The sequence below is a fragment of the Niallia sp. FSL W8-0635 genome (assembly GCF_038007965.1).
Taxonomy (GTDB): Bacteria; Bacillota; Bacilli; order Bacillales; family Cytobacillaceae; genus Niallia.
Window position 1 is genome coordinate 218,498 of the sequence record NZ_JBBOYD010000001.1, and the last position, 20,114, is coordinate 238,611.

The window sequence follows — 20,114 nt, forward strand, 5'->3', positions numbered from 1 at the left end:
GTATTATCTAATTTATATGTATTTTTATAAAGGAGTATTAGATCATGCAATCAAGAATTTCTTTTTCAACCTATGCTCTGATTGGTACGATGCTTTTTGGTATGTTTTTTGGAGCAGGCAATTTAATTTTTCCTATCCAGCTTGGACAGCTTGCTGGTACGAACTTTTGGCTAGCGTTAGCGGGTTTTCTGGTTACAGCTATTGGTCTGCCATTTCTCGGAATATTAGCAATTGGATTATCAGGAAGCAACGGTGTGCGCGAGCTTTCGAATCGAGTACATCCAACATTCGGATTTATCTTTTCTCTGTTTCTTTACTTAACAATTGGACCATTCTTTGCTATTCCTCGTACAGCAACGGTTCCATTTGCAGTTGGAATAGAGCCGTTTGTAGAGAATGGATATATTTCGCTTTTTCTAGCTATTTTTAGTTTTCTTTTCTTTTTATTGGTTTATTATTTCTCGCTAAATCCAGCGAAAATTATGGATGTAATTGGCAAGTATTTAACTCCAGCTTTTTTGGTGTTTTTATTTATTTTGATTATTGTAAGTCTTATTTATCCGATGGGGAGCTTTCAGGAGCCACAAGGGACTTATATAAATAATGCATTTATGACGGGATTTAAAGAGGGCTATAATACTATGGATGCTCTTGCATCTCTTGCTTTTGGGATTGTTGTAATTAACGCAATCAAAGGAAAGGGAATTAGCGATGTAAAAAGCATTGCCAAAACAACCTTGAAATCAGGAATATTTGCGATGTTGTTAATGATGCTTATCTATGGATTTATCACGTATATGGGTTCATCTAGTGTACAAGCTGTTGGAACGTTTGAAAATGGTGGACTTATTTTTGCGGCAGTAGCTAAGCACTACTTTGGTCCATTTGGCGGGATATTACTTGCGATTATTATTGTACTTGCCTGTTTGAAAACAAGTATCGGTTTGATTACATCTTGTAGCGAGTTTTTTCATGAAGCATTCCCGAAGATTAGCTATAAGAGCTTTGTGCTTGTCTTATGTGTTGTTTCTTTCCTGTTTGCAAATTTAGGCTTAAACAAAATTATTCAATTTGCTGTACCTGTGCTTATGTTTTTATATCCTTTAGCGATTGTGCTTATCTTGCTCACACTCTTTTCACCATTATTTAAAGGAAAGCAGAGTGTGTACTTAACAGCAATCGTCTTAACTTTGTTTGTAAGTTTATTGGACGGCTACCAGGCACTTGTTGATAGCATTCCAGAAGCTAAGCTTGGCTTCTTTGAGGAAATCGGGAATTTTTACGAAAATGTCCTTCCTTTTTATGAAATAGGATTGGGCTGGGTTTTACCAGCATTTGTTGGTGCGGTGATTGGGTATTTTGTTCGAAAATAGTACAAGGAGGGACGGTTCTCCTGCTTCCCATAAGGAAGCGGAAGAACCGTCCCTCTATTTTCATTTTTATTTAATAAACATTCTAAATAAGAGACCGATATAATAATGCTAGCTAATATAGTTTTTCGATTGGAAGAAAGTAGGGTTGCGGCTATAACGAAGTGAATTTGTAAACCAGTGTATAGAATGCTCTTAATGAAGAGCTTTATTTTAACAATTCTAATTGCGGAAATTATATAGAGCTATAGAGAAAACGAACAGGGAAAGTAAGGGAGAAAGAGATGAAACTAAAGTTAAAGCTAGGGACAAAAATTAATATTATTGTATTTGCAATTATTATTGTTCTGTCTGTTGTTATCGGTTTTGTAGTAAATCAGGAGATTACAAGTGGAATTAAACAGTTTGCTACAGAGAAAGCAAAAGGGGATATGGGACTTGCTTATCGCTATATAAACAATAAGTATCCAGGTGAGTGGGAAATTAGAGAAGATAAGCTTTATAAAGGGACTACTGTTCTTAATGATAATTATGAAGTAGTAGATAAAATAGGCGAGGATACTGGAGATACCGTAACAATTTTCCAAGGGGATACTCGTATTGCGACAAATGTTATGATGGATGGAGAACGTGCAATTGGTACACAAGCATCCCCAGACGTTGTAAGTACTGTATTAAATCAAGGAGAAAGCTTTTATGGGGAAGCAAATGTAGTTGGACAACTATATCAAACGGCATACATGCCTCTTAAAAACCCTGCAGGAGAAGTTATCGGTATTTTGTACGTTGGAGCTTCTCAAGCAATCATTGATAGTATTCTATCTGCCTTTTTAACGAAATTTATCGTTGTAACAGTGATTATGGTTTTAATAGCATCCGTTGCGGTGTATTTCTTTACTAGACAAATGAAAAAGAGATTATCCACTCTGACTGCTGCTTTGGAATTAGCTGGAGAAGGGGATTTTACAAAGAGTATCCAAGACAATACTGGAGATGAATTAAGCCTGTTATCCGAAAGCTATAATAAAATGGCAGAGAATTTGAAGTCGATGTTTAATAACGTAATTATGACTTCTGAAAGACTGGCATCTTCCTCTGAGGAATTAACAGCAAGCGCAGAAGAGACAAGTAAAGCAACAGAAACCATTACAGAATCTATACAGGAAGTTGCAAATGGTGCGGAACAATCTACTACTAGTGTTCAAGAAAGCTCATTTGCTTTAGAAGAAGTGTCACAAGGGATTCAATCAATCGCTGATAATGCGATCGTAATTTCCGACGTGAGTAAAAATGCGACAGAGAAGGCAAAGGAAGGTAGCCTCTTTGTCGAAAAGACTGTAAACCAAATAAATGAAATCAATCGTTCCGTTGCAGTGAGCGGAGAAGTGATGAAAAATCTCGATAACCGTTCCCAGGAGATTGAGAAAATTACAAAGGTCATTACAGATATTGCAGATCAAACGAATTTATTAGCATTAAATGCAGCAATTGAAGCTGCTAGAGCTGGAGAACATGGAAAAGGCTTTGCGGTAGTCGCAGATGAAGTGAGAAAATTAGCAGAGCAATCCCAGCAGTCTTCTTCTCAGATTTCTGTGTTAATAAAGACGATACAAGAAGAGATGATCGAATCCAATCGTTCCATTGAAAAAGTAAATACAGATGTGAAGGAAGGATTAGCGGTTGTTAACCAAACAAAGGATAATTTCCAAGAGATTTATCAATTTATGGAAAAAATGACAGAGTTGACGAATGATATGGCAGCAACCTCTGAGCAAATTTCTGCTAGCACGCAGCAAGTTTCAGCAACCGTATCTGGTATCATCAACATCTCCGATCATACTTCCATGCATTCTCAAAATGTGGCCGCTTCAGCAGAAGAACAGCTAGCATCCATGGAAGAAATCGCAGCCTCAGCATCAGATTTATCAAACTTAGCCGAGAATTTGCAAGAGCTAATTAGTAGATTTAAAGTATAAGGATACGGAGGGACGGTTCTCCTGCTACCCTTTTGGGAAGCAGAAGAACCGTCCCTCTGCTTATTCTAAGTCAGCTTCTAAAATCGAAATAAGGCCAGAATGGTTGAGTGTAAATTTAAATAGACCATTAATTTGTTCTTCTGGGAAATTTCCTGTAAATTGGACTTTTATATGGATGATATTTTGAGAGACTTCAAATTCTATTATTTCTGTTTGTGTTTGATAGTTTATAAAATATGTTTCAAAATAATGTTCGATTTCCCTTTTAGCAACTAGTGTTTGTCCTAATGACTTTTCTTTTATAATAGCATCATGAGAAAAGGTATTTAGATAACCTTTCATATCATAGTCATTTAATGCGTTTATATAGCTGTAAATGATTTTGGGTAGCTTGTCCATTGTTTAAAAACCTCACTTTATTAAATAGATTGAGCTTATTTTTATATCATGGTTACTTTAACCCCAGATACCTGACTACACTATGTCATGTTATTAAGAAGGTTCCTTTAATATTGATTCATCATCTGCTGGATCCTATTTTTTATTTCATTTCTTATGTCTTTCGGTTCTATCACTTCTAAATAATTTCCGTAGGATAATAGGTAACTGTATAGCCATTCTCCTTTTATATGAGAGGTTGAAATTTTATAATATCCATCCTCTTCTTTGGAAATATCCTTCTCTTCAAATTCATCAAAAATGCGGTAGCTTACCCTAGAACTAATTCTGAGTACTAAGTCTGCCCAATCTAAATGATTACCGTCCAACGAATCATTTAGAATCGATTCTTCCATTTTTTTAATGTTGTCGTACATTTCATTGGTTAAAGCTATTTTAGACATCCGGTTTATTTTAAAGGTTCTGTTTGCTGCCTTTTCTAAGCAAAATCCTTCTAAATACCAGGCTTTATCCTTAAACAATAACTTTGTCGCAAGAATTCGTCGTTGGCTTTTCTCGCCATTTGAATTGATATAGTGAAAAGAGAGGACATGACGCTCTAGAATAGCTTTTCTAAAAAGGGTGAAATATTCCTTTCTTTTTGTATCACTGCCCCATGCCGAAAAATCTACCTCTATCCATTTCGTTTCACTTTTTTGAAATAAATGACTCAGTTTTGCTACTATTTCATCTGTTTCAGGATAATTTGTGGCAGATAGACTTTGGAGTGAAAATAATATTTCGTCTTGTTCCTTGTCCAAAAGAAGCGATTTGTTTAGGATGAACTGGTCCATCAAGGTAATTCCGCCGCCTTTGCCTTGGGTTGTATAGATAGGGATACCTGACTCAGTAAGTGTTTGAATGTCACGGTAAATTGTTCGAACAGAAACTTCAAACTTTTCGGCTAGCTCGTTTGCGGTAATGGATTTTCTTTCTAGTAAAATATATAAAATTTGAAATAATCGACTTATTTTCATTGAAAAGCTCCTAATAGATAATAAATTTTTATTAGAACTAGTTTATCATTCAAAACAAAGGGATGAAACTTTAATATGACATGCTGTTGTCAGGTTAATTGGCTTATACTAATGAATAAGAATAATTTTAGGATTTCATATAAAAGAGGATGGTTAGATGGAAACTAGATGCGCCTGGGCAAATTCCAGTGATTTGATGCGAGAATATCATGATAAAGAGTGGTGTGTTCCGAACGATAATGATCAATATTTGTTTGAAATGTTAGTCTTAGAAGGTGCGCAAGCAGGGTTATCTTGGTCTATTGTGTTAAAGAAGAGAGAAGCTTACAGGAAAGCTTTTCATCATTTCGATTTAGAATACTGTGCAAATCTGACAGAATTAGAAATGGAAGATATCCGATTGAATACGGATGTTGTTAAACACCCATTGAAGATTAAATCGGTTAAAAGCAATGCTTTAGCTATTATGGACATCCAAAAAGAATATGGCAGCTTTGCTTCATTTTTATGGTCCTATGTAGATGGAAAACCAATCATATCCAACTGGCAGTATGATAGCCAAATTCCAGCACAAAGTGAGCTGTCTATAAAAGTAAGTAAAGATTTGAAAAAGAGAGGCTTCAAATTTGTAGGACCCGTAACTATCTATTCCTATCTTCAAGCAATAGGAATAGTCAACGACCATATTATCACTTGCACCTTTCATAAGAATAAGTGATTCAAGAACTGACCTTTTGCTTCCCATTTATGGTATAATAATAACAATTAGATGAATGGAGGGTTGCTTTAAGATGTGGAATTCTATCTCGATTTTATACTTTATGTAACTAATTTAATAGTACTTAAAGGCTCTGCCTGTGTGTAGAGTAATCGGGATTAGTATGCCTATTTTTAAATAAACCTTTCATTAACGGTTGTAAATAATTGTTATGGTGTAAAGGGAGGAGAGAATTCTACTCTCTTTTCGTGTCTTCTAGCTAGAAATAATACTTATTTTTGAGCACCTATTTTTCTATAAAATTAGGGTTGTTTCTTAACGAAGTATTTTTCTGTTAGAAAACAAGGCATAGTTTTTTCATATCCTTTTTCCGATTATTTCAAAACACAGGCAGAACAGACCTGTGTTTTTTTATAAGCAGAATGGAGGAATCTAAATGGAAGAAAGACAAAAAGCGATAGTAGTAGGTGTTCATTATGATAAGAAAGAAGACTTTTCAAATTCGATGGAAGAGCTCGCTCAATTAGCAGAGGCTTGTGATATAGAAGTAGTTGGTGAAGTAACACAGAAATTAGATCGGGTTCATTCAGGTCACTATATTGGAAAGGGAAAGCTTCAGGAATTAGCGGTATTGCTAGATGAGAAGGATGTGGAAATAGTTCTTTTCAATGATGAGCTATCGCCTTCCCAAGTTCGTAATTTAGAAGAAGCTACAAATTGCCGAATTATTGATCGAACAGTATTGATTTTAGACATTTTTGCCCAAAGAGCAAAGACAAAAGAAGCGATGCTACAGGTGGAAATTGCAAAATTGCAATATATGCTTCCTCGGTTAGCAGGTTTAGGCGAATCATTAGGACGCCAAGGAGGAGGATCTGGACTCATAAATAGAGGGTCTGGGGAAACAAAGTTAGAATTAGATCGAAGACGAATTGAGGACAAAATCAGTCGATTGCATAAGGAGTTGGATACACTTGTTGTCCAACGTCAGAATCAACGAAAAATGAGAAAAAAGAAAGAAATGCCAAGTATTGCACTAGTTGGCTATACGAACGCTGGAAAGTCGACCTTAATGAATGTGCTGATGGAAAAATACCAAGCTGCGGCAGAGAAAAAAGTGTTCGAAAAGAATATGTTGTTTGCGACACTTGAAACATCTGTCCGAAATATTACTTTATCAAATAATAAATCCTTTTTATTAACAGATACAGTCGGATTCATTAGCAAATTGCCGCACCAATTAGTAAAAGCATTCAGGTCCACTTTAGAGGAAGTGGCAGAAGCAGATTTGCTTATCCATGTTGTAGATTATTCTAATCCGAATTATAAAGAGCAAATAAATGTTACAGAAAAGACTCTAAAAGAGCTCGGTGCAGAGAATATCCCGACTATATATGCCTTTAATAAGGTGGATTTAGCAAATGGCGAAGTTTCAATGGCAGGAACAGAGGCAGTCTACCTTTCTGCGAAAAAACAAATCGGAATAAATGAGCTAGTTGAAGCCATTACTCAAAATATCTTTAAACAGTATATTTCCTGTGAAATGAATATCCCATATGATAAAGGAAATATCTTATCTTATTTAAAGGAAAAGGCAAACATCCTATCAACAGAATACAAGGAAGATGGAGTAACCATTTCGATTGAATGCAGAGAAGAAGACTATAATAGATATCAAGAATACGTAATTTAAGAAAAACAGAAGGGGCGGTTCTACAAATTCCGTTTTGGTGGGAAGAACAGCATAAGAACCGTCCCCTTGTTTCATTCTACATCCTGCACATAAATGGAAAAATCTGCTGATTCTCCATTTACGATTAAGGTTCCATCGTCAGTGAAACGTGGAACGACTAATCGTTCTTTTATTTTATTGAATATGGGTAGTTCTCCTAAGGCATCGTCCTCTAATTGATATAATTTCACTGTATCGGAGTTTTTCTCTATTACACTTAAAGCAATGTAATTTTTATATATGGCATAAGTGCTAAAGGGGGGCGTCTTTATTTTATGAAATTTGCCATCAGATATATCAATGTACCCTAAAGTAGATGGGTCCTCATCTTCATTGGAAAAGGAAGCATATATCCTATTATCTATTAAAGTAACATTTTCGGCCGACTTATAAGGAACTCCATATTTTCCAATCCTTTCTAGAGTCGTTATATCATAAACATAGAAAGCTGTAACATTGCTGTTATTTTTTGTGAATTGTTCAGGAATAACAAGGAAGGTATCATATAAATCAGCCTTGCTATTTCTTCCAATTCCTATGTTTTCATGTATAATGTCCTCCTCCATGGTTGTTAAGTTTAGCCGCTTATACCCATAAGAATCACTATAAATCATCCTATTGTCTTTAAGCTGAATATCCCCAATAACATGGTTTATTTGTTTTGGCTGTATTTGTGTTTTTCGATCTAAAATATAAACGTTGTCGTTTTCTTCTCCCCAAACAAGCCAATTTTCATTCGCGGCCATCGTATAAATATCAATATCTTCCGTAGACTCAACAAGTACTTGCTGTGAGTGGGATGTCAGTGAATAGGAATAGATGGTTTTGTTATCGGCAAAAATTAATTCATTCGTACTTCTTATAAAAATAGAACGGATTAAAGAAGAATAATCTACGCTTGGAATGGTTACCTTTTCCAATGGAGTGTCAAAATCTACATGAGATGAAAGCCGGTCTATTAAAGAAGGGCCAACTAAAAGCATAAGTAAAGCAAGGATAGCGAGTGTACTAAAAATGGGACGGAGCAATCTTCTTTTAGGAGGAGTCAAACTTTGCATCTTAGTAGTATTTGCTTTTTGTAAAATTCTTTGTTTATTTTCTTCGGAAAGAGTTATCTCATTAGGGATTGTTTCATCTAATAATTGTTTAACGTTTTTTGACATGGTCCGTCTCCTCCTCACTAATTGTTAATTGGGCTTTTTTTCGTCCTCTTGCTAGTCTAGTTTTTACTGTGTTACTGGAACAGTTTAATATATCGCTAATTTCTTTAACGGATAATTCAGCATAATAATATAACCATATTACTTCCTTATATTTCGTTGGAAGTTTATTAAGCAAGGCAGCAATATACGATTTGTCTTCTTGTTTTAAATAAGCTTCTTCAGGAGTCTCTTTTTCAATAAGAAAAGTACTAACAATCTTGGATACTTCTATTTTTCGAAAGGCCCAGCTTTTAAAATAATTTCTGCATTCATTTACGGTTATCCGGTATAAATATGTTTTAACGCTAGATCTGCCCTCAAATTGATCCAGGTGTAAGTAATAACGGATGAACACTTCCTGCACAATATCCTCGGCTTTTTCTTTGTCCTTTACAAGAGCATAAGCAAGCCGTGTTAAATAGTGACCGTAGGCATCCATCGCGTTTGTAAGCAATTTATCTCTTTCTTGCTTTTCCAAATTCCCCTCTCCTTTCTACCTACAGATTAGACAAAACAAACAAAAGAACGGTTTCTATTTTCAAAGATTTTATGAATTTAATTTATCCCAATTAATTCTAGCACTATAAGTTCTGAAACGTTCATATAATCTAAAAAGGAAGCGGAGGGGGTCCGGATAGATGAATGTTCTTGATTGCGTAATTATTGGTGCAGGTCCAGCGGGAATGAGTGCAGCGCTTATGCTAGGGAGAGCTAAGCGGAATATCGTTGTATTGGATGATGGGACGAATCGAAATAGGGTTAGTCATGAATCCCATGGTTTTATTACAAGAGATGGGATAAGTCCTCAGATGTTTAAAGAATTAGGCATACATGATTTATTGAAATATCCAAGCATTTCTTATTTTAAAGCGACGGTAACGGACGTTGAAAAGGTAAGTGGGAAAGGCGGGCTACTGCTTGTCAAAACAAAGAATCAAGACGAATACTTAACAGAAAAGCTAATTTTAGCGACAGGTGTCCAAGAGGTAATTCCTGTTCCAAATGCAAGGCAATATTATGGGAAGAGTCTATTCAGTTGTCCGTACTGTGATGGATGGGAGTTAAAGGATCAAGCTCTCATTGTTATTGCCCATACGGAAGCACAAGCCTTACATATGGGGAAATTAATTTACCATTGGTCAAAGGATTTAGTAATCGCAACAAATGGAGCAGCTGTTTCAGCGAAAACAAAAGAGATTTTTCAGAACCGAAATATTCCTATAATAACAGAACCGGTAAAAAATCTATTAGGGGAAAATGGGTATCTTCAGCAAATAGAATTTAAATCTGGGAAAAGAATCGCAAGAACAGGTGGTTTTATTGTTCCTTCTTATTATCGTTCCAATCAATTTGTGGAGCAGCTTGGATTGGAAGTTCACCCTAATGGAGTAGTAGTAACAGATGGATCTGGTCGCACCACCTGTAAAAATGTTTATGTAGCAGGAGAAGCAGAAAAAGCAGGTGCCTCCACTATTCTCATGTCCGCAGCAGACGGAAGTAAGACCGCAGTTGCAGTGAATACAGACCTTATGGTGGAGCGCTTTTAATGGAAGTAGAGGGACGGTTCTACTGCTTCCGCCCCCCAAGCCAATGATTCCCTACCCTCTTGTCATCGGCAATTGGTTGCTGCTTTTTTTAACGAGTAAATATTGGATGACATCAATATTGCTTGCTTTGAATGAAGCGGCGCATGCTTGTAAGTATAGATTCCACATCCGAATAAAGCGTTCATCCTTTGTTTTGCGAATTTCATCTAGATGAGTGATAAAGTTTGCATGCCACATTTCTAATGTTTTTTGATAATGGCGGCGAAGACTTTCTAAATCTACTAATTGCAGATTTTCTGTTGTCATATGGCTAACAAGCTCCGCAACACCAGGAATATAACCCCCAGGGAAAATATATTTATTTATCCACGCGTTGGTTGCCCCTCCTTGTTGGCGAGAAATTCCATGGATTAAGGCAGCACCATCATCTTTTAACAAATAGTGTACTTGTTGGAAGTAAGCTTGAAGATTTTCCTTTCCCACATGCTCAAACATCCCCACGCTAGTGATACGATCGAATGTAACGTCCTTTAAATCACGATAATCCATTAAATGGACGGTTACACTATCCGATATTCCTTTTTCTTTTGCCATTTGCACTACATAGTCATACTGTTCTTGGCTTAAAGTGATGCCGGTTGCCTTTACCTGATAGTCTTGTACAGCAGTAAAAATAAGATTCCCCCACCCACAGCCAATGTCTAAAAGGTGCTGGCCAGGAGAGAGATTTAATTTTTTTAAGATATGATCCACTTTATTTTGCTGTGCCGTTTCTAAAGTGTCTTCAGAATTCTTGAAATAGGCACATGAATAGGTCATGGAACGATCTAACCAAATGTTATAAAAATCATTGCCAATATCGTAATGATTTTGTACATCTTCTCTACTCTTCGTTTTTGTATGGGACTGTTTGGGAATAAACTTTCTAAACTTATTACTTTGCATAAAGCTGGATGCATTTTCATAGGCAGAAGCAATTAAGTCCTTGATACTCCCCTTTATTTCTATTTTTTCATCCATATACGCTTCTCCTAAAGCTAGTGACGCGTTGTTGTAAATGTCTTTAATCCGAATAGGTTTTTTAAAAATAAGCTCTACTGTGGGGTTACCATTACCATAAACAGTCGTCTTTCCATCCCAATAAGTAACCTTTACAGGAATGGTGAAGGAATTGCTTAAAATAGATTTATATACAGTCTTTTCAAACACATCATCCACTTCTTTCTTTCCCAATATATATGTATAATTTTACCTCTTTCTCGTTAAATATGTGGTCATTATGCTCAGGGGAGTCTAAGAAAAAACAATCAATACAAGGAAGTGTAATGGTAAAATAGATAAAAGAAATGAAAAGAAAGGAACGATTTTCTTTCCATTCAAGACGGAAGAGCATCGAAAATATCTTTGTATGGAGAAGGATAAAAATGACCATAACAACCATTAACCAAACGAATCGTGAAAAAGTAAAGTTGTTTTTTCAAGCTCATTGGGGGAGTCCAGAAATGGTACTTTCCACTGGTATATACGACTGTAGCACCCTAGAAGGATGCATGGTATGTAATGAAACGCAAGAAATTATTGGCCTGATTACCTATATAATAAGAGATTCAGAGTGCGAAATTATCTCTTTAGACAGCTTAATAGAGGGAAAAGGTATTGGTACAACACTTCTAAATATGGTGGAAGAGATAGCTGGAAAAATGGGTTGTAACAAAATCAAACTAATCACAACAAATGATAATTTATTAGCATTAAAGTTTTATCAAAAAAGAGGCTATTACTTTTCAGAATTGTTAGTGGGTGCAGTAAAAGAGGCCAGAAAAATAAAACCAGAGATTCCTCTCCTTGGAAATGACGGCATTCCTATTAGAGATGAAATAGTGCTTGTAAAGAAGTTAGCAGATAACGTACAATAAAATATTTTTGAGGTGAGAAATTTGACGATAACATTAGCATTTTACGAAGAAAAATATATACCGGAGCTAGAAAACTATCTTTTATCGGGGGAACAGCTATATTATACAAGTATCCCTCTTGACGCATTAGAACTATGTTTAGTAGAAGAGGAGCGCTACCCTATCGTTATATTAAAAGATGGTACGGTTACTGGCTTTTTTGTCCTTCATGGATGGGAGGGAGTAAAAGATTATAGTGAGAACAGGGATGCCATTCTTTTACGAGCTTATTCTATTCATCATTCCTATCAGGGTCAGGGAATTGGAAGAGAATCAATGGAACAGTTATTTCCTTTTATAAAAGAACAGTTTCCAGTTAAAAATGAAGTGATTTTGGCCGTAAATGTGCATAACATTCGTGCACAATATGTTTATAAAAAAGCGGGATTTGAGGATACTGGAAGAAAGGTAATGGGAAAAAAAGGGGCACTCATCATTTTTAGCCGAGAAGTATTATGAAGGACTGTTTAATGGAAGCAGTCTCGAATAAAATAGTTGCAAAATGCAAATAATTAGCTATAATAAAAATAGCTTCAATATTTTAATAAAGGAAGGAGGATTTTTGATGGAAAATCTCCGCGAGGTTTTACAAATTACCATGAGAAGATTCGGGGTGCTTGATAAAAATTGTTGTTCCATTGGCAATACGGAAATATCCCTTGTCCAAAGCCACATTTTATATGAAATTGATAAAAGAAATAATCCGTCGATGCAAGAAATCGCAGAGGTAATTGGAATGGATATTACCACCTTTAGCAGGCAAATTCAATCTTTAGTAAAAATGGAGTTAGTGAATAAGCAACAGTCAATGAATGATAAAAGAGTATATGTACTCCAATTAACAATGCAAGGAAAAGCCATTGCGACTTCTATTGATAATCAAATGAATCAATATTTAGATGAAGTTTTTTCCTTTATGACAGACTTTGAAAAGGATATGGTAATCCGTTCGTTAAAATTATTAAATAGTTCCATGGCTAAAAGTACTATGTGCTGTCACCCGGTTAAGTAATAATGGCAAGGAGAGTCGCTATGTTCCATTCCATGATTTGTGGAATAGAGAAGTAGGTAACATAGCCTTTGATATAATAGTTGTATTTTGCAAATAAAAGGAGGGGGAAGAAATGTGGTATGAGGTATTGAAAAGCTTTATATGGCTTGTAATTGAATTAACAGCTCTATTCATTATTGTTTCTTTTATTATAAGCCTTCTTCAAGGATTTATCCGTTACGATAAGGTGAAGGGATGGATGAAAAAGGCACCTCCTATTGTTAGTGCTTTAATTGCTGTGCTTTTTGCCTTTATCACACCTTTTTGTTCCTGTTCGACAATACCAATTGTCGTAAATCTACTGAGAAATAATATTCGTTTTAGTACGGTAATGATTTTCCTTTTCTCATCTCCGGTTCTAGACCCGACTATTTTAACAGTGATGACCGTTTTAATGGGTTGGAAAGTAGCGCTTTATTATACGTTGATTACAACGATTCTTTCGATTATTCTCGGGTTTGTGCTGGAAAAATGGGGATTTGAAAAAGAAGTGAAAAATGTCATCATTAAAAATGCTCTTCAGGAAGAAAAGGGATTTAACTTAAGAAATACGTTTTCGGAAATTCTGACATTAATGAAAACTGTTTATCCATTTCTGATCATTGGGGCAGGGATTGGAGCGGTGATAGGGGGAGTCGTACCAACGGAGTTCGTGGCAACATACCTTGGAGGGGAAAACTGGTGGTTGGTTCCACTAGCAGCGATTATCGGAATTCCTTTATACATTCGATTATCATCGATGATTCCAATTTCCCAGATTCTTATTGCAAAAGGCATGGCACTTGGACCGGTTATGGCGATGATGATTAGTTCAGCAGGAGCTAGCCTTCCAGAATTAAGTTTATTAAATAGTATCTTTAAGCGAAAATTAGTGTTTGCGTTTGTTTTATCGGTTATCTCGATGTCTACGATTTCAGGCTTTTTGTTTTATTTTATATAGAGGGAAACCAATCAGTAGGAGGAGTGATTTATCATGAACATTTTTAAAAAAATAATCAAAAAAGAGCAGAAAAATGATTGCTGTAACATTATGATAGAAGAAGTAGGAGAAAAGCAAGAGAACTGCTGTGAGGTGAAGGAGGAGAATAAGGATGAGCGTAAAGCTTGAGAAGATTTTGCAGGAGTATTGGGAAGAGATAGCAACTATCTATAGATTGGGCATTCAATCCAGACATGCAACATTTGAGACTAGTGTTCCAGATTGGGAGAAGTGGAGCAGTAGTAAAGATTTATCTTCAAGCTTTGTTTTAGTGGATGAAGAAGTGAATAGAGTGATTGGTTGGGCTGCTATCAGCAAAGTATCGAATCGCAGGGTGTATCAAGGAGTTGGAGAGCATAGTGTTTATCTGCATCCGGATTATCATCGTAAAGGATATGGGAGATTTTTATTAGAAAAATTAATTGAACATTCTGAATCAAATGGCTACTGGACACTACAATCAGGTATTTTTCCAGAAAATATTGCAAGTATCCAGCTCCATAAAAGCTGTGGATTTAGAAGTGTTGGGATTCGTGAAAAAATTGGAAAGCTAGACGGTGAGTGGAGAGATGTAGTATTGATGGAAAGAAGAAGTATGAAATATTGATTTTTTAAGCCGAGAAGGAAGATGGATACTTTCTCGGCTTATTGTATTTAAAAACACAAATACAATAAGCCGCTAGAAATTGCCTAATACAAAATTAAAAAAAATAGTGAGAAAAAAAGAACCTAAAGGAGGTTTGTGTCGTCTAAACCTAATAGAAAAAGGAGGAGGTTGAAATGCTTGAGAAAAAGCATAGTATGCAACAGAGAGAGCAAATGAGCTCTAATGATCCTCTTGAAAAGGAAGAACGCCTTATTTGGTTAATGGATGAGTATGGAAAAAGTGTTGTCCGATTAGCGTATACATATGTTCGTCATAAACAATGGGCAGAGGATATTGCTCAAGATGTATTTATAAAATGTTATGAAAATATCGATGATTTTCGAAAGGAGTCATCTTACAAGACATGGTTATATCGGATTACCGTTAATCGCTGCAAAGATGTTTTAAAAAGTTGGTCTTATAAAAATATCCTGTTCGCAGATTTTCTTTCTTTTAAAAGAGATAGTAAAGAACAATCTGTAGAATCACAAATTCTTTTAAATGAGGAGAATCGTTACATCTCCGAGCAAGTCATTTCTTTATCTGTCCCACTTCGAGAAGTGATTATCCTGTATTATTATGAAGGTTTATCCCAATACGAAATAGCAGAGTTACTAGAATTGAGTGAGAATACGGTAAAGTCCAGAATGCATCGTGCACGTCAGAAGCTAAAAAAACTGCTTGATGGAGGAGATGGAAATGGATGAAAAATTAAAAAATTTAGATGAAAAAATGAATGAAACCGTATTAAAGGAGATAACATTTTCTGAAGTAAATAAACAAAGGGTTTTGAAAAAGATTAATTACTCTAAGAAAAGTACGAATGGAATAATTTATGTTCGAAAATATTTTCCGGTGGCTGTTAGTGTAGTTCTAATTGTAATTTTCTTTACCGAAATAATCCCCTTTATCGGAAGCCAATCAAAAATATCAGAAGGTAATGTACGAAATGAAGTGTCCATTTATAACGAGTTAAGTAATCAAATAGGGGATGTCGAAAGTAATGAGATAGAGATGCAATATAACCGAAGTTTAGCAACGCAGTATCCAGATAAATTTGCTATTGTAAAAAAAATGTGCCGTTCATACTCTAATATCCATTCCGCGTATGGGAAATTTGAATATAGGAATAGTGATAGGGATGAACCAAGCACAGTATCCTTTTATTTGGATATAGATAAAGGTCTATATAAGTCCACTTTGAATTATTGGGACAAGGGTAGTTACACATTATTAAAATACCTATGGAAAGATGAAATTTTTACAATAGAGAGACCAAGTGAAGAAAATTATGTGGAAGAATTAGATAAACAAAAGTTTAAAGATACGGGTCTACCTGGAGTTATTTTTAACAATGAATGGTATGTTTTGCTTCTCGACAATTATGAAAATTGGAGCTATAAGGAAACAAAGAAATTCAACCGAGCAGTCTATGAAATCGAAGGGAATTATCCGTTTGATTCCGAGTATGATACAGTGGGTGGACCATTTTCTGTAACAATTGATAAAGAAACAGGAACAGTCTTCAACCTTGCCTATTATGATCACAGAGACTTGGATCGTCCAGCAAGGGTAATGGTAAATGTAAAGAATATATCTATAAATGAAGGAGTCCCGGAGAATATATTTTCGATTGATTAAGTAATAAAGGATGAAGAAAGAGATTCAATTAAAGAAATGCTTAGTGAAAATCTAGCAGATTAATAAAAAACAGGAGAACCAAAAGATAAGGCGGAATAATAAGATGTCAAAAAAGTGGATTTCTATAATGGTCATTACTTTACTTGCGTTCATTTTAGTAGGCATTAGAATTTACCCAGATTTAGAAATGAAGCTAGAAACTGGATTGAAACAAGAAACAACGCACGTAAATGAGAATCATAATAAAAATACTATAAAAGAAGGAAAGGAAAGATCATTCCCTTTTCGGACAAAAGAAGAAGAGGAATTAGCAGGTCATTCCCCTGATAAATTTAAGATAGTCGAAAAGATGTATTTTTCATTAAGTACTATCCATCATGCCTATGGTGCTTTTCAATTTAGAAACTCTGAACTGGACAATATGAGTTATGTAGAATTTTATGTGGATTATGATCAGAAGCGGAGTAGAGAGAGTTATAAGGAAATAGGGAAGGAAGCTATAAAAGCAGAAGAAATCCTACTTAAAGATTCAATGCTATTGCGTCAAAAGCCATTAGAAAAAATATATAATCGTAAACCTTTGGAAGATAGAAGCACATCCGTTTATGCAAATATAGTAACGAATAGTGAATGGTACATGTTAATTTATAATAATTACTCAGATTGGGAATTTAAGGAGGGGGAGAAATTCGGATTACCGGTTTATTTAATAAAAGGAAATATTAAAGAAGATATATCAGAATCCTTAATGGGGCCATTTACAATGATTGTATCGAAGGAGACCGGTGCTTTGCTAGATTTAAAGTGTTATCAACAAGAAGATGAGCCAACCCTTACTGTTACAGTGGAAGACATAAAAATAAATGAAGGGCTGCCAGAAGATGTATTTCATTTAGATGTTTCTGATGGTAGAGAGTTACCAAATTTGGAATATAATATCAGTGACTTAACTGGTTACGAAGGTAAATAAAGGAAAATCCATTAAGTTATTGGTAGTGAATAATAGATGTTTATTAAGGATGAGCTAAGTCGGAATAAAGGATCTAATTGGTAGAATACAGGAGGGTTCTGATGGTAAAGAAATGGTTAGCGGGAACTTTAATCACGATACTTGTCTTTGTGTTAGTTGCTATTAAAGTATCTCCAGTTGCTAAAAGTAACTGGTGGAATGCAGAAGGAAAATTGGAAGCCGAGAATCAAGACTTATCTACGAAAGAGAAGAATACAGGAACTAACAGATTTAATGTATCACATCGCAGCCCTTATGTAGACGAGATTTTTCCATTTCGCATGCTGGAAGAAGAAGAGTATGCCAAACAAAATCCAGAAAAGTTTCATATTGTAAATAGCATTTATTATGCTTGGGATAAAGTTGATACAGTAAATGGGGAATACAAGTATAAGATTTCCGAGTTGGATGATACACATCATATTAATTTTTATGCAGACTATGAAAAGTTTATTAGTTATACGGAGGAAGAGACACAAACAGAAACAGGATTATTTAGAGAAAACCGAATGGAAGATAGATTTGGAAGTATAAAGTTTATAAGACAGAAACCAGATGAGAAAGTATACAATATTTTGGATAATAGTGTTTCTTTTGGAATGAAGTTGATTTGGATTATTGGTAGTGAATTATGGATGGATATTTATAATAACTATGACGATTGGGGGTTTACGGAAGGAGAAAAATTAGGGTTGGATGCATATATGATAGAAGGAAGCATTTCAAAGGAACACTCTGAAATGTTGGAAGGACCATTTACGATGGTTGTTTCAAAAGAAACAGGGATTATTCTAGATGCAAAATTTTACGGGAAAAGTAAGGAACCTATAGTTAATATTGAAGTGGAAAAAATCCATCTCAATGAAGGTAATCCAGAGGATGTTTTTCAACTGGATTTAACAAACAATAAAGAGATTTCAGCAGAGGAATATTTAGGAGAGATTATAAATGAGAATAATAAGTAAGGGGATAGAAGGACTTACTGCAAAGATTTTGTGAGATGGATAATAACCACTTTAGGAGAATAATTAATTTGAATTAAGGTATCAATCAATTTTTTCGTTAAGATGTAGATAAACAGTGAGATATTATCGTAAAAATAAATAGGTACTAACTAACAATTAAATGCAAAATATCTATTATTCGAAAAAGGAGACAAAGATGACCAAAAAATTCTTCCCGGCAATAGTTATTACTGTAATGGTTCTAGTAATGATCGGAATAAAGCTATATCCATCCGTAAAAATTAAGAGGGATGAAGAAAAATTACTGATGGTTGATAAGGAAACGACATCTAAAGCTGATAAGGAAACCTTAATAAAAGGGAATGTTTTCCATCGCAATCCTTACAAACAAGAAACTTTTCCTTTTGTATTAAAAGAGCAAGAGGAATTAGCAAAGAAATACCCTGACCATTTTCAAATTGTAGAAAAAATCTACTATTCTTGGGATAATGTTCATTCTATATACGGGAAGTTTCGGTTTAAGATGTCTGAAATAGATAATATTCAAGACGTTGAATTTTATGCGGATTATAACCGGAACTGGAGTTACACACGTACAAAAGAAATCCAAAATGGTAAAGTGATAGCTGATGAAATGAGACTGTTCCAAAATGGAGTATATACGGCTCAAAAGCCCAAAGAAAAAGTATATGCGGTTTGGGAGGACGAGGAAGAAAAAGACTCCATACAAGATGCAATCAAAAGAATTGTAGATAGTGAAGATTGGATGTTTATTTACGATAATTACTCAAGTTGGAAAATCGAAGAAGGGATAAGCTTCAACTTGCCTGCCTATTTTGTAGAAGGAAATATACCTAAGGGTACTTCTGAATTGTTTAATGGACCATTTTCTATGGTGATTGCAAAAGACACAGGAGTCGTTTTAGATACTAAATTCTACGGGAAAGGAAAAGAGGCAGAAAGAAGTACTACATTGGAAGAGATACATATTAATGAAGGGGTGCCAGAAGGTGCTTTTAACATAGATCTTAAGGGTTATCAGGAAGTTTCAGTTGAGGATTATTTCAAAGATATCGTAGATAGTTTTGAAAAGAAGTCAGGTGGAGTACATGATACAACAGGTAAGATTAAAGATTAATTTTAATTTTTTCAATAAGCGAATGTATTATATGGGATTGATCTATTTAGCAATCGTTACTATTGCTAGTGTAGCCTCTGCTCAACGCGATGGGGGGAATTCCTTATTTGATTATATTGTTGGTTTACGTTTTGGTGGGACTGCTAGCACGTTTGTTCTATTAATAGGTGTATTTCCACTTATAGCAATGATATTACCTATGCTTGTAGATCAAATGGAACAGGAAATGTTTATATTAAGAATTCAAGACAAAAAAAAGTTGTTAAAAAATCATATTGTTTTTTCTGCTGTTATTAGTATTTTTATCACGATTTGGATGGTAGCATGTGGAGTAATTTCTTCTTTCGTTATAAATGGACATATAAACAACTTATGGCAGACAAGAGAAGGGACAGTTTACTTCCTGCTTGAAAAGAAAGATTTTTTCGAATTGTATATTCCATATTTTGTTAGTTGGAAAGTTTGGCTTTACATAATTGCTTCACGATTTTTGGGTATTTTGTTTATGTCTTTATTCATACTTTTATTAAAAACGATAATAAAGAAAAATACTTTTATCTTTTTTTTAGCTCTTTTCCTTTTTGGGGTCGACGGCTTGTTACCAAATGATTTTAGCTTTTTTTTAGGAAGAATGCAAATTACGTTAGATACATGGGTATCAGTAGAAGAGAAGTTATTTAATGTCATATACTTCCTACTTGGCATTACAATATGTTGGTACATATGTTTCAAACGATACGAAAAAAAAGAATTTTATTAGAGGAAGGTGT

Annotated in this window: 22 protein-coding genes and 1 pseudogene; 17 read left to right on the top strand and 6 right to left on the bottom strand. The window is 34.9% G+C overall.

Annotated features, from left to right (window positions below):
* Positions 1 to 44: 44 nt before the first annotated feature.
* The gene (brnQ, locus tag NYE52_RS01215) at positions 45 to 1,373 is read left to right on the top strand and encodes a branched-chain amino acid transport system II carrier protein (RefSeq protein WP_341191400.1); all 1,329 of its coding nucleotides are present in this window, start codon (positions 45 to 47) and stop codon (positions 1,371 to 1,373) included.
* A gap of 281 nt (positions 1,374 to 1,654) precedes the next feature.
* Positions 1,655 to 3,346 carry a methyl-accepting chemotaxis protein gene (locus NYE52_RS01220; protein ID WP_341191401.1) on the top strand — a complete coding sequence of 564 codons (1,692 nt, stop codon included), beginning with the start codon at positions 1,655 to 1,657 and terminating at the stop codon, positions 3,344 to 3,346.
* A 60-nt stretch (positions 3,347 to 3,406) separates the two neighbouring features.
* Here NYE52_RS01220 and NYE52_RS01225 read toward each other — a convergent pair whose 3' ends face one another.
* The 3 genes and pseudogenes from NYE52_RS01225 to NYE52_RS01235 form a co-directional block, all read right to left on the bottom strand.
* A complete protein-coding gene (locus NYE52_RS01225) occupies positions 3,407 to 3,745 on the bottom strand; it encodes a hypothetical protein (RefSeq protein ID WP_341191402.1) in 339 nt (112 codons plus the stop codon).
* Between the two features lie 107 nt (positions 3,746 to 3,852).
* Positions 3,853 to 4,578, bottom strand: a complete 726-nt coding sequence (locus NYE52_RS01230) for a helix-turn-helix transcriptional regulator (RefSeq protein WP_341195083.1) — start codon at positions 4,576 to 4,578, stop codon at positions 3,853 to 3,855.
* A 27-nt stretch (positions 4,579 to 4,605) separates the two neighbouring features.
* Positions 4,606 to 4,779, bottom strand: a pseudogene (locus NYE52_RS01235) (helix-turn-helix transcriptional regulator); the annotation flags it as partial.
* Positions 4,780 to 4,918: 139 nt separating this feature from the next.
* Between NYE52_RS01235 and NYE52_RS01240 the strand changes: the two are divergent.
* Both NYE52_RS01240 and hflX read left to right on the top strand, forming a co-directional pair.
* A complete protein-coding gene (locus tag NYE52_RS01240; protein WP_341191403.1) occupies positions 4,919 to 5,479 on the top strand; it encodes a DNA-3-methyladenine glycosylase I in 561 nt (186 codons plus the stop codon).
* A gap of 436 nt (positions 5,480 to 5,915) precedes the next feature.
* Positions 5,916 to 7,172, top strand: a complete 1,257-nt coding sequence (hflX, locus tag NYE52_RS01245; protein ID WP_341191404.1) for a GTPase HflX — start codon at positions 5,916 to 5,918, stop codon at positions 7,170 to 7,172.
* A 71-nt stretch (positions 7,173 to 7,243) separates the two neighbouring features.
* Here hflX and NYE52_RS01250 read toward each other — a convergent pair whose 3' ends face one another.
* Both NYE52_RS01250 and NYE52_RS01255 read right to left on the bottom strand, forming a co-directional pair.
* Complete coding sequence (locus tag NYE52_RS01250; protein WP_341191405.1) at positions 7,244 to 8,374, bottom strand: hypothetical protein; 1,131 nt, start codon at positions 8,372 to 8,374, stop codon at positions 7,244 to 7,246.
* Entirely contained in the window at positions 8,358 to 8,891 is a 534-nt protein-coding gene (locus tag NYE52_RS01255) for a sigma-70 family RNA polymerase sigma factor (RefSeq protein WP_341191406.1), read from the bottom strand. The genes NYE52_RS01250 and NYE52_RS01255 overlap by 17 nt, the downstream gene beginning before the upstream one ends.
* 160 nt (positions 8,892 to 9,051) lie before the next feature.
* On the opposite strand from NYE52_RS01255, the gene NYE52_RS01260 reads away from it, so the two are divergent.
* Positions 9,052 to 9,960: an NAD(P)/FAD-dependent oxidoreductase gene (locus NYE52_RS01260; protein ID WP_341191407.1), complete on the top strand. Its 909-nt coding sequence runs from the start codon at positions 9,052 to 9,054 to the stop codon at positions 9,958 to 9,960.
* 51 nt (positions 9,961 to 10,011) lie between these two features.
* On the opposite strand, the gene NYE52_RS01265 is transcribed toward NYE52_RS01260, so the two are convergent.
* Positions 10,012 to 11,169 carry a cyclopropane-fatty-acyl-phospholipid synthase family protein gene (locus NYE52_RS01265; protein WP_341195084.1) on the bottom strand — a complete coding sequence of 386 codons (1,158 nt, stop codon included), beginning with the start codon at positions 11,167 to 11,169 and terminating at the stop codon, positions 10,012 to 10,014.
* A 215-nt stretch (positions 11,170 to 11,384) separates the two neighbouring features.
* On the opposite strand from NYE52_RS01265, the gene NYE52_RS01270 reads away from it, so the two are divergent.
* From NYE52_RS01270 to NYE52_RS01325, 12 genes are all read left to right on the top strand, one after another.
* Positions 11,385 to 11,876 carry a GNAT family N-acetyltransferase gene (locus NYE52_RS01270; RefSeq protein ID WP_341191408.1) on the top strand — a complete coding sequence of 164 codons (492 nt, stop codon included), beginning with the start codon at positions 11,385 to 11,387 and terminating at the stop codon, positions 11,874 to 11,876.
* Positions 11,877 to 11,888: 12 nt separating this feature from the next.
* Positions 11,889 to 12,374, top strand: coding sequence for a GNAT family N-acetyltransferase (locus NYE52_RS01275; protein ID WP_445669081.1), 486 nt, complete (start codon positions 11,889 to 11,891; stop codon positions 12,372 to 12,374).
* Between the two features lie 106 nt (positions 12,375 to 12,480).
* Complete coding sequence (locus NYE52_RS01280; RefSeq protein WP_341191410.1) at positions 12,481 to 12,927, top strand: MarR family winged helix-turn-helix transcriptional regulator; 447 nt, start codon at positions 12,481 to 12,483, stop codon at positions 12,925 to 12,927.
* A 112-nt stretch (positions 12,928 to 13,039) separates the two neighbouring features.
* Positions 13,040 to 13,906 (top strand): permease, encoded by an 867-nt coding sequence (locus NYE52_RS01285; protein WP_341191411.1) that lies wholly within the window; start codon positions 13,040 to 13,042, stop codon positions 13,904 to 13,906.
* A 33-nt stretch (positions 13,907 to 13,939) separates the two neighbouring features.
* Positions 13,940 to 14,074, top strand: coding sequence for a hypothetical protein (locus NYE52_RS01290; RefSeq protein ID WP_268870220.1), 135 nt, complete (start codon positions 13,940 to 13,942; stop codon positions 14,072 to 14,074).
* Positions 14,058 to 14,552 (top strand): GNAT family N-acetyltransferase, encoded by a 495-nt coding sequence (locus NYE52_RS01295; protein ID WP_016201412.1) that lies wholly within the window; start codon positions 14,058 to 14,060, stop codon positions 14,550 to 14,552. The genes NYE52_RS01290 and NYE52_RS01295 overlap by 17 nt, the downstream gene beginning before the upstream one ends.
* Positions 14,553 to 14,725: 173 nt before the next feature.
* The gene (locus tag NYE52_RS01300; RefSeq protein WP_341191412.1) at positions 14,726 to 15,298 is read left to right on the top strand and encodes a sigma-70 family RNA polymerase sigma factor; all 573 of its coding nucleotides are present in this window, start codon (positions 14,726 to 14,728) and stop codon (positions 15,296 to 15,298) included.
* On the top strand, positions 15,291 to 16,232 hold the full coding sequence (locus tag NYE52_RS01305; RefSeq protein WP_341191413.1) for a hypothetical protein: 942 nt from the start codon (positions 15,291 to 15,293) through the stop codon (positions 16,230 to 16,232). Before NYE52_RS01300 ends, NYE52_RS01305 begins: the two co-directional genes overlap by 8 nt.
* A gap of 103 nt (positions 16,233 to 16,335) precedes the next feature.
* The gene (locus tag NYE52_RS01310) at positions 16,336 to 17,202 is read left to right on the top strand and encodes a hypothetical protein (protein WP_341191414.1); all 867 of its coding nucleotides are present in this window, start codon (positions 16,336 to 16,338) and stop codon (positions 17,200 to 17,202) included.
* Between the two features lie 101 nt (positions 17,203 to 17,303).
* Positions 17,304 to 18,206, top strand: a complete 903-nt coding sequence (locus tag NYE52_RS01315; protein ID WP_341191415.1) for a hypothetical protein — start codon at positions 17,304 to 17,306, stop codon at positions 18,204 to 18,206.
* A gap of 196 nt (positions 18,207 to 18,402) precedes the next feature.
* A complete protein-coding gene (locus NYE52_RS01320) occupies positions 18,403 to 19,344 on the top strand; it encodes a hypothetical protein (RefSeq protein ID WP_341191416.1) in 942 nt (313 codons plus the stop codon).
* On the top strand, positions 19,316 to 20,104 hold the full coding sequence (locus NYE52_RS01325; protein ID WP_341191417.1) for a hypothetical protein: 789 nt from the start codon (positions 19,316 to 19,318) through the stop codon (positions 20,102 to 20,104). The genes NYE52_RS01320 and NYE52_RS01325 overlap by 29 nt, the downstream gene beginning before the upstream one ends.
* The last annotated feature ends 10 nt before the right edge of the window (positions 20,105 to 20,114 follow it).

Coding starts and splice junctions, on each gene's coding strand:
- NYE52_RS01220 (WP_341191401.1), top strand. CDS start 1,655: ATGAAACTAAAGTTAAAGCTAGGGACAAAAATTAATATTATTGTATTT.
- NYE52_RS01310 (WP_341191414.1), top strand. CDS start 16,336: ATGTCAAAAAAGTGGATTTCTATAATGGTCATTACTTTACTTGCGTTC.
- hflX (WP_341191404.1), top strand. CDS start 5,916: ATGGAAGAAAGACAAAAAGCGATAGTAGTAGGTGTTCATTATGATAAG.
- NYE52_RS01295 (WP_016201412.1), top strand. CDS start 14,058: ATGAGCGTAAAGCTTGAGAAGATTTTGCAGGAGTATTGGGAAGAGATA.
- NYE52_RS01290 (WP_268870220.1), top strand. CDS start 13,940: ATGAACATTTTTAAAAAAATAATCAAAAAAGAGCAGAAAAATGATTGC.
- NYE52_RS01250 (WP_341191405.1), bottom strand. CDS start 8,374: ATGTCAAAAAACGTTAAACAATTATTAGATGAAACAATCCCTAATGAG.
- NYE52_RS01300 (WP_341191412.1), top strand. CDS start 14,726: ATGCTTGAGAAAAAGCATAGTATGCAACAGAGAGAGCAAATGAGCTCT.
- NYE52_RS01315 (WP_341191415.1), top strand. CDS start 17,304: ATGGTAAAGAAATGGTTAGCGGGAACTTTAATCACGATACTTGTCTTT.
- NYE52_RS01305 (WP_341191413.1), top strand. CDS start 15,291: ATGGATGAAAAATTAAAAAATTTAGATGAAAAAATGAATGAAACCGTA.
- NYE52_RS01280 (WP_341191410.1), top strand. CDS start 12,481: ATGGAAAATCTCCGCGAGGTTTTACAAATTACCATGAGAAGATTCGGG.
- brnQ (WP_341191400.1), top strand. CDS start 45: ATGCAATCAAGAATTTCTTTTTCAACCTATGCTCTGATTGGTACGATG.
- NYE52_RS01325 (WP_341191417.1), top strand. CDS start 19,316: ATGATACAACAGGTAAGATTAAAGATTAATTTTAATTTTTTCAATAAG.
- NYE52_RS01240 (WP_341191403.1), top strand. CDS start 4,919: ATGGAAACTAGATGCGCCTGGGCAAATTCCAGTGATTTGATGCGAGAA.
- NYE52_RS01270 (WP_341191408.1), top strand. CDS start 11,385: ATGACCATAACAACCATTAACCAAACGAATCGTGAAAAAGTAAAGTTG.
- NYE52_RS01320 (WP_341191416.1), top strand. CDS start 18,403: ATGACCAAAAAATTCTTCCCGGCAATAGTTATTACTGTAATGGTTCTA.
- NYE52_RS01230 (WP_341195083.1), bottom strand. CDS start 4,578: ATGGACCAGTTCATCCTAAACAAATCGCTTCTTTTGGACAAGGAACAA.
- NYE52_RS01260 (WP_341191407.1), top strand. CDS start 9,052: ATGAATGTTCTTGATTGCGTAATTATTGGTGCAGGTCCAGCGGGAATG.
- NYE52_RS01225 (WP_341191402.1), bottom strand. CDS start 3,745: ATGGACAAGCTACCCAAAATCATTTACAGCTATATAAACGCATTAAAT.
- NYE52_RS01285 (WP_341191411.1), top strand. CDS start 13,040: ATGTGGTATGAGGTATTGAAAAGCTTTATATGGCTTGTAATTGAATTA.